The organism is Mastigocladopsis repens PCC 10914 (assembly GCF_000315565.1).
GTDB classification, from domain to species: Bacteria; Cyanobacteriota; Cyanobacteriia; order Cyanobacteriales; family Nostocaceae; genus Mastigocladopsis; species Mastigocladopsis repens.
Genome location: NZ_JH992900.1, coordinates 326,427 through 338,886, shown reverse-complemented (window position 1 = coordinate 338,886; position 12,460 = coordinate 326,427). Strand labels below are relative to the sequence as shown.

The 12,460-nt window shown below is 44.4% G+C and carries 20 protein-coding genes and 1 pseudogene; 9 read left to right on the top strand and 12 right to left on the bottom strand.

Annotation, left to right across the window (positions count from 1 at the left end; all coding sequences use genetic code 11):
* Nucleotides 1-190: 190 nt before the first annotated feature.
* From MAS10914_RS0101875 to MAS10914_RS29360, 4 genes and pseudogenes are all read right to left on the bottom strand, one after another.
* Nucleotides 191-475 carry a hypothetical protein gene (locus MAS10914_RS0101875; protein WP_017314204.1) on the bottom strand — a complete coding sequence of 95 codons (285 nt, stop codon included), beginning with the start codon at nucleotides 473-475 and terminating at the stop codon, nucleotides 191-193.
* 193 nt (nucleotides 476-668) lie between these two features.
* Nucleotides 669-1,253 carry an NADPH-dependent FMN reductase gene (locus MAS10914_RS0101870; protein WP_026082275.1) on the bottom strand — a complete coding sequence of 195 codons (585 nt, stop codon included), beginning with the start codon at nucleotides 1,251-1,253 and terminating at the stop codon, nucleotides 669-671.
* A gap of 187 nt (nucleotides 1,254-1,440) precedes the next feature.
* Nucleotides 1,441-2,382: an NAD-dependent epimerase/dehydratase family protein gene (locus MAS10914_RS0101865; RefSeq protein ID WP_017314202.1), complete on the bottom strand. Its 942-nt coding sequence runs from the start codon at nucleotides 2,380-2,382 to the stop codon at nucleotides 1,441-1,443.
* A 177-nt stretch (nucleotides 2,383-2,559) separates the two neighbouring features.
* Nucleotides 2,560-3,090, bottom strand: a pseudogene (locus MAS10914_RS29360) (IS630 family transposase); the annotation flags it as partial.
* Nucleotides 3,091-3,104: 14 nt separating this feature from the next.
* On the opposite strand from MAS10914_RS29360, the gene MAS10914_RS34835 reads away from it, so the two are divergent.
* The 3 genes from MAS10914_RS34835 (at nucleotide 3,105) to MAS10914_RS29355 (ending at nucleotide 4,677) form a co-directional block, all read left to right on the top strand.
* The gene (locus tag MAS10914_RS34835) at nucleotides 3,105-3,890 is read left to right on the top strand and encodes a hypothetical protein (RefSeq protein ID WP_017314200.1); all 786 of its coding nucleotides are present in this window, start codon (nucleotides 3,105-3,107) and stop codon (nucleotides 3,888-3,890) included.
* Between the two features lie 249 nt (nucleotides 3,891-4,139).
* Nucleotides 4,140-4,424, top strand: a complete 285-nt coding sequence (locus MAS10914_RS0101850; RefSeq protein WP_017314199.1) for a hypothetical protein — start codon at nucleotides 4,140-4,142, stop codon at nucleotides 4,422-4,424.
* The gene (locus MAS10914_RS29355) at nucleotides 4,408-4,677 is read left to right on the top strand and encodes a hypothetical protein (protein ID WP_017314198.1); all 270 of its coding nucleotides are present in this window, start codon (nucleotides 4,408-4,410) and stop codon (nucleotides 4,675-4,677) included. Before MAS10914_RS0101850 ends, MAS10914_RS29355 begins: the two co-directional genes overlap by 17 nt.
* Nucleotides 4,678-4,818: 141 nt before the next feature.
* Here MAS10914_RS29355 and MAS10914_RS0101835 read toward each other — a convergent pair whose 3' ends face one another.
* Together MAS10914_RS0101835 and MAS10914_RS36085 are read right to left on the bottom strand one after the other, a co-directional pair.
* Nucleotides 4,819-4,968: a hypothetical protein gene (locus MAS10914_RS0101835; RefSeq protein WP_156818065.1), complete on the bottom strand. Its 150-nt coding sequence runs from the start codon at nucleotides 4,966-4,968 to the stop codon at nucleotides 4,819-4,821.
* A 67-nt stretch (nucleotides 4,969-5,035) separates the two neighbouring features.
* Nucleotides 5,036-5,161: a hypothetical protein gene (locus tag MAS10914_RS36085; RefSeq protein WP_017314195.1), complete on the bottom strand. Its 126-nt coding sequence runs from the start codon at nucleotides 5,159-5,161 to the stop codon at nucleotides 5,036-5,038.
* Nucleotides 5,162-5,178: 17 nt separating this feature from the next.
* Between MAS10914_RS36085 and MAS10914_RS35250 the strand changes: the two genes are divergently transcribed.
* The 5 genes from MAS10914_RS35250 to MAS10914_RS0101805 all read left to right on the top strand — a co-directional run bounded on the left by MAS10914_RS35250 (nucleotide 5,179) and on the right by MAS10914_RS0101805 (nucleotide 7,333).
* The gene (locus MAS10914_RS35250) at nucleotides 5,179-5,637 is read left to right on the top strand and encodes a hypothetical protein (RefSeq protein ID WP_232224079.1); all 459 of its coding nucleotides are present in this window, start codon (nucleotides 5,179-5,181) and stop codon (nucleotides 5,635-5,637) included.
* 30 nt (nucleotides 5,638-5,667) lie between these two features.
* Complete coding sequence (locus tag MAS10914_RS0101820) at nucleotides 5,668-5,940, top strand: ribbon-helix-helix domain-containing protein (RefSeq protein ID WP_017314193.1); 273 nt, start codon at nucleotides 5,668-5,670, stop codon at nucleotides 5,938-5,940.
* Nucleotides 5,941-6,029: 89 nt separating this feature from the next.
* Nucleotides 6,030-6,650, top strand: coding sequence for a Uma2 family endonuclease (locus MAS10914_RS0101815; RefSeq protein WP_017314192.1), 621 nt, complete (start codon nucleotides 6,030-6,032; stop codon nucleotides 6,648-6,650).
* A 39-nt stretch (nucleotides 6,651-6,689) separates the two neighbouring features.
* Complete coding sequence (locus tag MAS10914_RS0101810) at nucleotides 6,690-6,932, top strand: DUF2281 domain-containing protein (RefSeq protein ID WP_017314191.1); 243 nt, start codon at nucleotides 6,690-6,692, stop codon at nucleotides 6,930-6,932.
* On the top strand, nucleotides 6,929-7,333 hold the full coding sequence (locus MAS10914_RS0101805) for a type II toxin-antitoxin system VapC family toxin (protein WP_017314190.1): 405 nt from the start codon (nucleotides 6,929-6,931) through the stop codon (nucleotides 7,331-7,333). The genes MAS10914_RS0101810 and MAS10914_RS0101805 overlap by 4 nt, the downstream gene beginning before the upstream one ends.
* On the opposite strand, the gene MAS10914_RS34830 is transcribed toward MAS10914_RS0101805, so the two are convergent.
* From MAS10914_RS34830 to MAS10914_RS0101795, 3 genes are all read right to left on the bottom strand, one after another.
* Nucleotides 7,241-7,621 carry a transposase gene (locus tag MAS10914_RS34830; RefSeq protein WP_198014945.1) on the bottom strand — a complete coding sequence of 127 codons (381 nt, stop codon included), beginning with the start codon at nucleotides 7,619-7,621 and terminating at the stop codon, nucleotides 7,241-7,243. The genes MAS10914_RS0101805 and MAS10914_RS34830 overlap by 93 nt on opposite strands.
* A gap of 485 nt (nucleotides 7,622-8,106) precedes the next feature.
* Nucleotides 8,107-9,708 (bottom strand): CHAT domain-containing protein, encoded by a 1,602-nt coding sequence (locus MAS10914_RS29350; protein WP_051151109.1) that lies wholly within the window; start codon nucleotides 9,706-9,708, stop codon nucleotides 8,107-8,109.
* 28 nt (nucleotides 9,709-9,736) lie between these two features.
* Entirely contained in the window at nucleotides 9,737-10,099 is a 363-nt protein-coding gene (locus MAS10914_RS0101795; RefSeq protein WP_017314189.1) for a DUF1822 family protein, read from the bottom strand.
* A 1-nt stretch (nucleotide 10,100) separates the two neighbouring features.
* Here MAS10914_RS0101795 and MAS10914_RS32455 point away from each other — a divergent pair.
* Nucleotides 10,101-10,822, top strand: a protein-coding gene (locus tag MAS10914_RS32455) for an IS1 family transposase (RefSeq protein WP_156818064.1) whose coding sequence is annotated in 2 segments (ribosomal slippage) — nucleotides 10,101-10,422 and nucleotides 10,422-10,822 — 723 coding nt in all. Because the reading frame shifts where the segments join, the coding sequence is not laid out codon by codon here.
* Here MAS10914_RS32455 and MAS10914_RS0101785 read toward each other — a convergent pair.
* The 3 genes from MAS10914_RS0101785 to MAS10914_RS0101775 form a co-directional block, all read right to left on the bottom strand.
* A complete protein-coding gene (locus tag MAS10914_RS0101785) occupies nucleotides 10,787-11,083 on the bottom strand; it encodes a HEAT repeat domain-containing protein (protein ID WP_017314188.1) in 297 nt (98 codons plus the stop codon). The genes MAS10914_RS32455 and MAS10914_RS0101785 overlap by 36 nt on opposite strands.
* On the bottom strand, nucleotides 11,080-11,406 hold the full coding sequence (locus tag MAS10914_RS0101780) for a helix-turn-helix domain-containing protein (RefSeq protein WP_017314187.1): 327 nt from the start codon (nucleotides 11,404-11,406) through the stop codon (nucleotides 11,080-11,082). The genes MAS10914_RS0101785 and MAS10914_RS0101780 overlap by 4 nt, the downstream gene beginning before the upstream one ends.
* 64 nt (nucleotides 11,407-11,470) lie before the next feature.
* Nucleotides 11,471-12,460, bottom strand: coding sequence for an SDR family NAD(P)-dependent oxidoreductase (locus MAS10914_RS0101775; protein WP_017314186.1), 990 nt, complete (start codon nucleotides 12,458-12,460; stop codon nucleotides 11,471-11,473).

Below are 12,460 nucleotides of genomic sequence, written 5' to 3'. Positions count from 1 at the left end.
GACAACACCTCTCATTGTTTAAAGAACAAAGAACATGGTTGTTGAGTTTTGAGCCATCCGCAGTGAGTTGTTCTCAACTTAGATGGCTGTTCCCACCCGCCTCAAGTAGCGGCACTTTCTGCCTGAGATCATCGTGCTCAACGATTCTTACGACAAAACCCAAAATTTTGCATCCGGTCAGCCCAGTCGCTTATTTGATCTCAGCCGGGTCAAACTCGGTCACTCGTCCCGGACGGGCAGCCAGAAATACATCGTAGGAAGAACAATAGGCAATCGTGACATCATTGGCTTGGTTGTAAAGATGAACCACGGTATTCGCTCCTCCGGGTTGAAGGGCAATGGGTTCTAAATCACCAAAAAAGAGACGACGAATGGTATCACCGCTGCCCAATTCATCCCTTAATTTTCGTAACAGAGCCAGTTTCCCTTCCAGGGTTGGAGGGGTTGGATCAGCAGGATGCTTTGCTTGAGTCATAATTGTTGTTCTCCGATGTTGTTGAAATCTACTGGTCAAACTTTTTCATACCCAGACGCAGTCAATTTGCGATGAAACCATGCTGCTCAGACAAGTGGCAGGTTTCCTTTTAACCAAGAGCCACGGTGGTGTGAACCTGGGAAGCCGCACCTTTACCGTCTGGAGCACTGAACGTTGAAATGCTCTACTTTGTTTAGACAGGGAGATTGAGTTTGGCAGTCACCGTTGCGAGTTTGCTGCCAAGTTGCAAGATACTTGTCTGTTGGGCTTCATCCTTCAAATTGCCATTCTCATCAAACGCTTGATAAGCGTTCCCAATTGCTTCCTGATCTGGCAACACCAGAACCCCAATGTTGCCAAGAATGGAACGGACATGAGTTAATCCTCGTAAGCCTCCCAATGTTCCAGGGGAAGCACTCATTAACACCGCAACCTTTTCTTTGAAACACACCAATGAAGGTTCGTCCGGTTCAGGACGCGATGCCCAATCGATCGCATTTTTCAGCAGTGGGGTGATCGAACTGTTGTATTCTGGGCAGGCAATGAGGAATCCCTGATGCGCTTTCATTAGGGCCTTGAGCTTGAGGGCATTCTCTGGCAGTCCCTCAGCCTCCTCCAAATCCCCATCATAGAGCGGTAAGGGCAGATCGCGGAAATCCAGGTAGGTCACTTCTGCACCTACGGCTTTAGCTCCTTCAACGGCAATTTTCACCAGTTTTTTGTTGACAGAATCTTGGCGAGCACTCCCGGCAAAAGCGAGAATTTTGGCAGTGATCATGAATTCCTCCTTTCCTTCTAGTTTTCTGATGATGAGTCTATGGTTGTTGAGTTTTGAGCCATCTGCAGTCAGTTGTGAAAACACGAGAACTTACCTCGATCAGCAGTGTTTTTCACTCAAAGCCATATGTCTAAACAGTTTCAGAGGTTTATAGTACAAATGTACAGAAAAAGTTCAGTTTAACTTGTTAACCGGCATGAGCTACGGTGGTGTCAACCACCCATTCCAACGGTCGAGGCTGAAAATTCAGTTCGCGTTTTGCCTTGGCATTCGATGCGCCTCGCATCTGAGTCTGGTAGTAAACAATGTCCGCACCACCCTCCAGTTTGAGAGCATCCTCAACGGATACTCGCGGCGGGGGTGGAGCATTCAGCGATCGAGCAAACGCAGGGAGCCATTCGCGCACCGCTAAAGGGTGATCATCGGCAATCAGATAAACACCAGGATTGCCCTGCTCTGCGGCTGCAACGGTTGCGATCGCTGCATCCTCAATGTGTAACCACGACCAGACGCCATCACCATTTCCCACAATTGGAAACTGTTGCTGCCGCACCTGTTGCGCCACATCACCATCAGGGTTGAACCAGGTGCCGGGTCCGTAGAAGAAACCATAGCGTAAGGCAATTCCTTCGAGATTGGATGTTTCCAATAAACGGTGTTCAATCTCAGTTACGAGGCGAGCATCTGCGGCAACGGCGGGAGAGGCATCAAGCGATAACGGTGTTTCCTCATCTGCCAATCCAGCACCGGGAATTCCCCAGAAGGCGACCGACTGTCTCAGGTAACGGCGCACCCCCTCTGCCTGTGCTGCCGCCAGCACATTGGCACCGCCTTCTAACCGAATCCGCGTATTCAGAGGCGCTGCCGCAGTCATGGATTCGCGACTGTAAGTCCTGGGTAGGGCGGTGAGTTGTTCAATCACGACTTCCGGTTGAGCGCGAATGACAGCCGCTTTAACTGAATCTGCGTCGAATACATCTGCGATCGCCGGTTCGATTCCCTGTGCGGCTAATGACGGTGCTCTTTCTGGAGAGCGGGTCAGCGCTACAACGTTGTGTCCTCTAGCAAGTAATTGGTCGAGTAGCGGGCGACCGATCGCTCCTGTTGCCCCGGCAATAAAAATCTTCATTTGTGACTCCTCTAAAACTTGTTGGCTAGTACGGTACTACATTTAGATTGATGAGCTTGCTGCCCACCTCGGTTAACTTCATTCTTCTGCGATCGCTCAATTTAGACCACTCAAGTTCTTTGAGTGAAAACGTGATTTAATTGTACTGTGCTTGAGGAACGCCACCCTAGTAGGTCATCAAGTTTGAATTGAGGGATAAAGTCGCTTCAATTTGATGCGAGCATCTGCTGTGGTAAATCGCCAATTAACAGAATGGGATTTTTGATTTCTCTGTTCTGACCAAGCAGCAATTTCCAGTTTGAGAGTATCTTGGTCAGGAAGGCGACGATCAAGACACTGATGATTCAAAACACTAAACTCAATTTCTGCCATATTCAGCCAACTGCCGTGTTTAGGAGTGTAGTGAAATTCCAATTTGTCTAAAATACGTTTGGCTTCTTCTGGTTCAAAAGCTTTATATAAAGATGCTTTAACGTGAGTATTTAGTTGGTCTTGTATTCCCCCAATTTTATCCGCTTGGGGGTAACGCTCATCCACCAAATATTTCATTTGATGAGCATAGTCAATAGCGGTTCTTTGGCCAGTAACTTCAACGTGTCTCCAACCTGTTAATGGCTCGAAAAATATAAACAGATTAGCAACTCCATTCCTTTCGTATTGATAGTCATAACGTTCTAACTGTCCTGGTTCTGGGGGAATGGGGTGACGACCAAAAGCAGTGGATGATTCGATTCCTGCTGACTCGTGCTAGTAAGAAAGGCGCTCAAATCTTTATCGTGTTGCACGGGAAGAATTTAACATCGTGGGTGGGAACCAAAAATACAGCAGGTTTTGGAGATACTTTCAAAACGGGTGCAACATTTGTAGGGTGTGAAGCGACTAGTAAAAAGTTATCTCCCTTAAAGTCAATTTCTGTAGCAACAGGACGGTATTTCTTAGCAGACCCAGATAGTTTTGAGTCGGCAGTCAAAGATGGTGAGATTGGCATGATTCCTGATTGGCTGAAAACGGAAACAAACCCAGCGACAGGTCAACCCGACCCAGCTAGAACACTTATAAAATTCTTCCCAGAACTAGTAGATAATAACTCCACTGTTGATGATTCTTCATCAGTTCAGGATAACCACAACGCCACAGTTTCACAACAAGAAGAATTCCCTAATCTAGAGCCAACTTCTACAGACATTGAACAAGAAAAAACAACAGAATTAACAGAGCCAACAGAGCAAACCAACAAGCAGAGTTTTGATGAATTATTAAATGCCATTATCAAAAGTTTTACTGGTAAGGAGGCAACGCCTATAAAAAGAATTCCTTCAGGCTGTAACCGCGTTCGTACTGCCTTAACTGAATTCGACAAACAACGCTCATCAGATATTTTAGTATACCTGATTGAGAAACTGGTGCAACAAGGTAAAGTCAGAATTGTGGGAGATGAGCAAGCAGAAAAAAAGGTAAAACAAGGTCAGCCTACGCTGACACCAGACCACGAATTCGTAATAGTTTGACATAAGCGAGTGTGGTTGTGTGGCTTGGGTGAAACTCTCTCAAAAACTGCCTGTGTGGGGGTCACACAGCATCACACACACAAATCGCTCAAATCCACACAACCATTACACACACTTGCACACAGCCCACATACACAAGTCCCACTTTCCCCACACAACCACACAACTGAGTATTTTTACTTATACTGTTTGGGCTGCTAGAAATAGCCAGAAATTGATGACACACAAGCAATAAATAAGGTAATTTTTATGAGAATATTCAGATTACAAATACTAGCAGCAATCACATCTACAGCAGGAATTGGTGGAACACTAGCTCTAATTGTTGGAGGAGGTAGCTGTTTTGGAGGATTGGCAGCAGTAGGAACAATTGAATTAGGGAAATGGCTTGCTCACAGCAGACCAACCTATCAAAAGATGATTGTCTACGGCAGTGCGAGTGTAGGCAGTGGATTATTTCTAATTGGTGCTGCTTTAGGAATGGCAGCAGTAAAGGAGAAACTTGCTCCCTTAAGAATTGAAGAAAACCCATGATGAAGTAGAAAGCCAGCGCACCAGACAAACAAGCCAGCCACCACAAGTCATTAACATACAAATATCAATTCCAACAGAAACAGACGTTCTTGAAGAAGAAACAGAAGAAGAAGTAAATGTTGAATCCAACCAATATTCTGCTTGTGTTGTCTGCAAGCATTTTCATGGTGAAGAATACGGCGGCAACTTTCTGGTATGCGGTATGCATCCTTATGGATGGCAGGATGGCAACTGCCCAGATTATGAAGAATAATGCAAAATCCTGATTGTTTTATGCGAAAAATAGCCCCCTGGTCAGCGCCAAGGACTCAAGTTGTGTGCTGGGGAATAAGACCAATTGTTCTGACGAACAATCTGCTTTGAAGAGCGCTGTGAGCTTCCTGCTGTTCCTAGTTCATTCTTCATCCTCCGAATCCTCTTCATACCCAAAGTCGAGCATTCTGCTCACGCCTGCAACTAACTGCTGTGCAACTTCCATTTCTATGTCGTGCGTCTTCTTCTGAAGAAATGTTGATGTACAGGCTTTCGGTATCCAAGCCTGCATAAATGGGGTGATAAACAGCAAAAACCCTATCATTAGAGCTTTCGTACAGTTCAATCTCTGTGTACTATCATGCTTCTCGGTCAATCAATTCATAGCCGTTTTCAAATAGCCATGATGCCCAGTTTCCCTCACCTACACTGGGTAGTGAGGATAGCTGCTTGGTCTGCCAGTCCATCACTTTTACTGGTTGCATTATTCTGACTCACTTGTTTGTTGGTAAGTTTAGAGGAAATTGGCGGTGGCAGTGAGCGTAAAAGTTTGATGCGTTTCCCCTGGGGCGCGTCCCTCCAGCACGTCAAACAAAAATTTTGCTCGGCACTCGCCCAACCATTCCAAGCTACTATGAATACTTTTACTTTCTCTGTCAAATTTTCCCTTGAGGAAGTGTATGGCGATGATCCAAATGGCAGAAGTCCGCGTGTAGATCAAGGTGAATCTGGTCGTTGGCGCTGCTTCATGCGGGAGGATATTGCTAAACGCGGCGAAAACCTGGATATCACTTGGCTACGGGATGAAAGTTTGCACTCTGGGGATGATTTACCAGAACCAGATGTAATTGCAGCCGCTATTATGGTGAAGTTGCAAACGGCGATGGAGGAAATGGAGGCTTTGACGGCGTTGCTGGAAGGGGAGGAAGAAACTGAGGAAGGGACAGCACTTCTAGAATAAAAGCAATGAAGCCAAAAATATGGACAGTATATGTTGAATCTTACCTTAACCCCAGAACTTGAACAATTTGTCAAAACTCAATTAGAAAATGGTAAGTATACCTCACCTGAAGAAGTTGTCTTAGCAGCATTGCGGATGTTTGCTAAACAGGAAAATATTTACAAAGGACGATTTGAGGAATTACAACGGGAAATCATGATTGGTGTAGAAGCATCCTCACGCGGTGAGGTGATTGATAGTGATACTGTTTTTCATCAAATACAGGCGAAATTAGAACAACGTCGCCAGCATGAGGGTGCATGAGTAATAGGTGTAAATGTTTGACGAAATAATTGATGAATGAGTATGGATAATCCTATTGAATTAGTATCATTTGACATCTTAAAAAGATTATGAGCCAAGCCTTACCAAAAATAGTTATCTTTGACGAATTCATTGCTTGGTATCCCGAAAACTCTGGGGTACGCTACGAACTGCATAATGGGGAAGTTGTCGAAATGTCACAGCCTACAGGGAAACATGAAAGGATAAAAGGATTTGCGGCTGCTGAATTAACTTTAGAGTTTAGACGATTAAATCTCCCCTACTTTATCCCTAATCAAGCAATAGTAAAACCACCGGAAAGAGAATCAGGTTATTTCCCAGATGTATTAATATTAAATGACGCTGCTTTGGCTGACGAACCTTTTTGGGAAAAATCTTCTACTGTGACTAAGGGTACATCAATTCCTTTAGTTATTGAGGTTGTTAGTACCAACTGGCGCGATGATTACTATATAAAACTTGCAGACTATGAAGAAATGGGCATCCCCGAATATTGGATTGTTGACTATGCAGCCTTGGGAGCTAGGAAGTTTATTGGTGGTAATCCCAAACAACCCACAATCTCAGTTTATCAACTCATTGATGAGGAATACCAAGTCACTCAGTTTCGGGGTAGCGATAAAATTCTCTCTCCTTCTTTCCCTGAGTTAAAGTTGACGGCAGAACAAGTTTTTAATGCTGGTCAATAAGTATTGACTTTATTAAATTATCCGAGGTAGGTAGTAAAGATGAGTGCAGAACAAGAATTATTAACCAAATGGCGTTCCCTTCCACAAGACAAACAAGAGGAAGTTTTAGATTTTGTTGAATTTCTTTACGTTAAAAACTCTGTTAATAAAGCCTCCTTGGGAGAACGTCTACGGCAGATTCGCTCTAGGATTGTTGCTGATGGTGAACCTTTATTAAGTCGAGATGAAATAGAAAAAGAAATTGCTAGTCGTCGTGGAGGATTACAGGAAACTGACACATGAAGATAACTTTTATTGATTCTGGAGTGCTAGTAACTGCGGCGCGTGGTGTGGAAGAAGATTCAGAGAAAGCTTTGGAAAATTTAGCAGATTCAAGCCGCGAATTTGCTTCGAGCGAATTCATCAAAATGGAGGTAATACCTAAAGCAATTTACAATCGAAAAACGGCAGAAGCTGAATTTTACGAATCATTCTTTGGTGCTGTTACTTACTGGGCTAACGATATAGAAAAAGTAATACAAGAGGCTTACCAAATTGCTGCTCAGTATGGTTTAGCTGCTATGGACGCGCTTCATGTAGCTGCGGCGTTGTCAGTTGGTGCAGAGGAATTTGTGACAACTGAGAAAAAAACAAAGCCTATGTTTAGAGTATCTAGTATTAAAATAATTTCTATTTTTGATTAATGTTTGATTGTCGATATTAAGCGAGCGTCGTACTCTAGAATGCAAAGTCTTCATAATCTGGTCTAATACTCCATCTGAGCGCCACTGCTTGTAATGCCAGAACACAGTGGAATAAGGTGGCAAGTCTTGCGGTAAATCACACCAATTGCAGCCATTCTTCAGTTGATAGAAGATACCATCCAAGATTTGTCTTTTTGTCCAAACAGGCGGTCTAGTTTTCTTCTTTTGAGGGAGCAATGGCTCAATGATTTCCCACTCTTTGTCGCTTAAGCTGCTGGAGTACGGCATTTATTTGTCATCTTACCTCATTTTTAGAGATCCCAAATGGGTTCTATAAAGTAGTTCTTGGGCGTGGGCAAGCATTGTCTTGCTAATTTACGAATACATTTCACGCCCTTTTTCTCATGTTTTGAGCGCTTTGTGCAAACCTAACAATTTCATGTTGGCGATCGCCAAGGGCGGTGGCCACGCCGATCGCACTTCGCGTCGAACGCTTTAAGCGTCATTCCCGCATCTTAATCGTTTTTGAAGCTATCTATAGTATCATCACAAAAATTTTTGGTTCTATTCATCACTTTATATTACTTAGATTTATCTTTCATCTACTGTAACATTTTGCGCTTTTCATTCGTATTTTCCGAGTTTCTCCGGTTAGGTGCAAGATGTGAGTATACTTTCACTATTTGCCCAGATTCTACCAAATTTTGGGCTATTTTTATCAAATTTTTCTTAACATTCAACATTTCTGGGTTGACCTACTTAACACTGGTTAGTTATTTTTGCCAGCCTGCACTAGATATCCTCTCTCCTGTCCATCGCCCTTTTTTACCAGTATCATCAGACCATTCACCATCAAATTTGTAGCCATTGCTTGACAAAACGAAATAACAATTGCCCCCTGTCTCATCGTAAAACGTACCTTTTAAAACCTTACCCTGTTTATAAAGTTTCCCTTTGATTTTCCCTTTAATAATACGATTTTTATTATTTAAATATGAAAATGTATATTCTGCAATTGTGCCGTCTAATCTTTTTTTTTCCAATATCTCCATCTTAGTTTCAGTAGTCTCATAACTCCAAGTAGTCTTCCACTTACCTACTAGCGTATTCAATTCTACTTGTGATTGTGATGGATGTTGTGGTACTTGTAGTATCTGGGGCAGTTTGGCAAGAATTAGAATGGCAGATGCCAAACCTAACCATCCAACTACACTCAAAAGAAGCACGGTTTGGGGCCAAAGCCAACTGAGTAAGATTTGACCTTTACGCTTTGGATGGCGCAACTCTTGCCAAGTCGGGGGTACTTTAGCGGGATTCTGACAAATCACTGGTAACCAAGTAGCACCAGGTAAATCTTGAAATTCTTCTAGCCTTTCTCGTGCTCGCCGAACTGAGGTATACAAAGGCTGTCCATAAGCATATTCAGTGAGAAACTGTCTCAAAAATGATTGTGCAACTTCGTCTGGCACAGGCTCGCACATGACGATAATGACTGGGATATGCAAATCGGCTAGCTGCTGCGCTAGTCCCAATCCGTCACAAGAATTAAAAATTGCGAGTTTCAAACCGTAACGAATAGCTTCTTTCAAAGCATTCTTGAAATGTGAAATCTCTAAGCTCTCGCTTTCATTGATATAAATTCGAGCAATTTCACCATTTGTCTCGCTGTGACCTGCAAAAAAGAAGATATCCCAGCCTTCTCTTCTCCGCAGACAGTTGATAAGTTCTCGTGATGTAGGTTGTGGCAAAAATTCTGGTTTAGCATCATTTAATTGTCTGATTGCGTCTCGATCCGGCTCAGTATCAATGCCACTACTGTCTCCCAAAATAGCCAAAATTCGGACTTGGTTATTATAATTTGTTTCCGGTAGTTCTGATTCTCCATCATTCGGGTAACTGAAGGCGATTTCGACATCGGGGTTCGACTCCATCAAATCCCATACATGCCAAGGCAGCTTGCACAATTCAGAGTTAATTGCTGTGATAATCACTCGAAATTCGTCGGATTTATTGGCTAACTCCTTTACCAATCTCTCTCTGATTTTTTGCCACCCCTGATCTTGCGAATGTTGGAGCCAATTTATCATGCTGGTTTCTAAGTTTCGGACAAAGTAGCGGCAGGCATCAACCTCACTGGTGGAGTAATTGGTTGGTCTAGTTTCAATCTGCCAGTCCGAGTCAGTTCCGCGCTGTGTTCTCAGCCTGACAAAAGTTTCCTGCCAAACTGTATATAAATCCTCAAATTCAGTGTTGGCAGGTAACCTACCTGGAATTTCCGGCGATGGAAGGGCGTTATCTCTACAGACCTGTAGCGATACATCAAATCCTTGGTCAAAGTCACCGCTTCCTACCTTCAGAACTGCTACCCTGCCCATAACTGCTTCCCTACAACTGTTCCTGAAGTTAAGCAACAAAATCCTCGCTCACGGTAACATTATCTCTCATAACCCTAACGTGGAAACATGTTCCCGGCGGAGGACTAAAACGCAGATCAATGGATTTATCCTTACCTCGACCTGACGAGTCACTTCTGGCTTCGATTTCCAGGCGTGTTTCGCCTGATTCTAAGAGTACACTTAGTTTAAGACCGGAAGGCAGGGTTGTTTCGCTATGTGGCTGCACTTGCAGAAAAACGCCGATTCTCCCGTCAGCTTTTGGCATGATGGCAACAACTAGGGTGACAGCGTGATTCCCCAATTGCATCCCCAAGTCAATTAATCTAACTTTTCGGCGTTGCAGAATAGAAATATGAATTAGAGCGATCACTATGCAATGTCCAAGATGTGAATCAACTCACATTCGTAAGAATGGTTGGCAACGTGGTAAACAAAACTACATATGTGTTTCATGTGGTCGTCAGTTTATCGATAGTTACGAACCCAAAGGATACTCCGAAGATTTTAAACGTGAGTGTCTAGAAATGTATGTAAACGGCTCCGGTTTCCGTGCGATTGAAAGGGTTAAAAAAGTACATCATACAACTGTTATAAATTGGGTCAAAGAGGTTGGCAACACCTTAGTGGACGCACCGGAATCTCAGGAAATACCAGAAGTGACTGAAATTGATGAGCTTGAAACTTTTATCGGCTCAAAAAAAACAAAATTTGGTTATGGACAGCGGTGGACCATAAGGTTCCAGGAGTTATAGCTTGGGTTTTGGGCGACAGAAGCGCAGAAACATTTAAACGTTTATGGCAACGAATAAAGTGTTGGCATTCTTATTTTTATGTTACAGACGGTTATCCAGTTTATCCATGTTTTATTGATTCAGGTGATCACCTTGTAAGTAAAACATATATGACACGGGTCGAAGGTGAAAATAGCCGTTTTCGACATTACCTCGCTCGGCTTCACCGTAAAACTTTTTGTTACTCTAAGTCAGAAGAAATGCTTAAACTATCTATTCGATTGGTAATACATTATCTAAAATATGGTTCCGTGCCAGTGCGAGCGCTACGCGCCCGCAACCTTGAAGCGATTGCCCTTTAGGGCACTGCGCTCCGCGCAATCGCATGATTCATATTTTGATTCAGCAACGCCAACTTTTCTAATACCAGCTAGGGGATTTCCTGGATCTACCTTCCCCAAGCTAAGAGCGGCTTGCCAACGAGTTTTTTCATCCAAAGCGCTATGCAGCAATTCAGTCAGGGCGTTGATGGCATTTGGGTTTCCAGCACCAATTTCCCCTAAGACCCCAGCTGCTTGGCGACGGGTTTGCTCAGGCTGATTCGGTTGCAGCAGACGAATCACAGAAACCAAGTTCGTATTTCTTCATAACTTTTAAATCCCTGTGGCTGTTGAAGTTCTCTGTCTAGCTGCTCTCTTGCTTGTAAGTTAATCATTGGCGGTCTTCCTGGACTCTTTTTCGTTGACAATAAACCTTTTATTCCTGATTCGGTATAGTCCTTCAACCATCTTTGTACCGTTACCCTTGCTCTCCCTAGCACCACCGCTACATCCTGTATTGTTTTTACATGACCTATTTTCAGCAAATACAACGCTTGAATCCGTTCACGACTTGATACTATTTTTTGTTTTCTCAGCAGTTCCTGTAATTCTTCTGCTGACTCCATATATTTCTACTTTGGTGACTCCAGCCATCTTTGCTCGTTGATATTTATTCCTTCTTTATCTGTATCATAGTTTTAGTGAATTGGTATAAGACGCAGCGCTGATCAATTCCTCGCTTTTCGCCCAAAGCTGCTTGGCTTTGTTCGCGTTGAGCGCATACGACCTGACACCGTTGGCAAACGGGTTGGGCGTGTCATCAATCGGTGCGATCGCGCAATCTTCGAGATAATGTCCACCGATCTCGTCTTTATTCGCCACGACTGCGGCCCAAACCGATGTCGCGGCTGCCTGCAGAATTTCTTTCAACTCTTTCGGCGGCAGACCCGCTTCGGTGCGCGCTGCGTCAACAGTTTGCAAAAGTCCCTGCAAATCCTCCGGCGAGAGATGGCGGGGTAGATCCGTGAGACTGTTTCCGGGCATCACCGAAGCAGCCCGAATGCCGCGATCGCGATGCCGCCTGTCAAACTCCACAGCGAACAGTGAATTGGCGGTTTTCGATCGGCTATAAGCGACCCATGGATCGTACGCCTGCTGCTCGAAATTCGGATCGTCCAAGTCAATATCGGCACCGCGATGCGCGAGCGATGATAGAACCACCAGCCGTCCATTATCGGCGAGCAGCGGCTCGATCCCATTGATCAGGGCGAAATGACCAAGATGGTTCGTCCCGAACTGGACTTCAAAGCCATCGATCGTCCGACCGAACGGAGTTGCCATAACGCCAGCGTTAGCGATGATGGCATCGAACGGCTGTCCGTCAGCCAACAGTTTATCCGCACAGGCACGAACGCTTTGCAAGGATGCCAGATCGAGATCGATCAACTCCAGGCTGCCACCTCCTTGCGACGCGGCATCACGAACCGATGCAGTGGCTGGCTCAGCTTTAGCGAGGTTTCTGACCGCGCCGACGACGCTAGCGCCGTGAAAAACCAGTGAGCGGGCGGTTTCGCGTCCAATGCCCGACGATGCACCCGTAATGAGAAATCGCTTTCCCTTGAGATCAATGTCGGAAAGCACCTCGTCGGCGGTCGATTTTGCACCAAATGTTTCAGTCAT

Coding starts and splice junctions, on each gene's coding strand:
- MAS10914_RS0101875 (WP_017314204.1), bottom strand. CDS start 475: ATGACTCAAGCAAAGCATCCTGCTGATCCAACCCCTCCAACCCTGGAA.
- MAS10914_RS0101870 (WP_026082275.1), bottom strand. CDS start 1,253: ATGATCACTGCCAAAATTCTCGCTTTTGCCGGGAGTGCTCGCCAAGAT.
- MAS10914_RS0101865 (WP_017314202.1), bottom strand. CDS start 2,382: ATGAAGATTTTTATTGCCGGGGCAACAGGAGCGATCGGTCGCCCGCTA.
- MAS10914_RS34835 (WP_017314200.1), top strand. CDS start 3,105: ATGATTCGATTCCTGCTGACTCGTGCTAGTAAGAAAGGCGCTCAAATC.
- MAS10914_RS0101850 (WP_017314199.1), top strand. CDS start 4,140: ATGAGAATATTCAGATTACAAATACTAGCAGCAATCACATCTACAGCA.
- MAS10914_RS0101835 (WP_156818065.1), bottom strand. CDS start 4,968: ATGCAGGCTTGGATACCGAAAGCCTGTACATCAACATTTCTTCAGAAG.
- MAS10914_RS36085 (WP_017314195.1), bottom strand. CDS start 5,161: ATGCAACCAGTAAAAGTGATGGACTGGCAGACCAAGCAGCTATCCTCA.
- MAS10914_RS0101820 (WP_017314193.1), top strand. CDS start 5,668: ATGTTGAATCTTACCTTAACCCCAGAACTTGAACAATTTGTCAAAACT.
- MAS10914_RS0101815 (WP_017314192.1), top strand. CDS start 6,030: ATGAGCCAAGCCTTACCAAAAATAGTTATCTTTGACGAATTCATTGCT.
- MAS10914_RS0101810 (WP_017314191.1), top strand. CDS start 6,690: ATGAGTGCAGAACAAGAATTATTAACCAAATGGCGTTCCCTTCCACAA.
- MAS10914_RS0101805 (WP_017314190.1), top strand. CDS start 6,929: ATGAAGATAACTTTTATTGATTCTGGAGTGCTAGTAACTGCGGCGCGT.
- MAS10914_RS34830 (WP_198014945.1), bottom strand. CDS start 7,621: ATGCCGTACTCCAGCAGCTTAAGCGACAAAGAGTGGGAAATCATTGAG.
- MAS10914_RS29350 (WP_051151109.1), bottom strand. CDS start 9,708: ATGGGCAGGGTAGCAGTTCTGAAGGTAGGAAGCGGTGACTTTGACCAA.
- MAS10914_RS0101780 (WP_017314187.1), bottom strand. CDS start 11,406: ATGGAGTCAGCAGAAGAATTACAGGAACTGCTGAGAAAACAAAAAATA.
- MAS10914_RS0101775 (WP_017314186.1), bottom strand. CDS start 12,460: ATGACTGAAACATTTGGTGCAAAATCGACCGCCGACGAGGTGCTTTCC.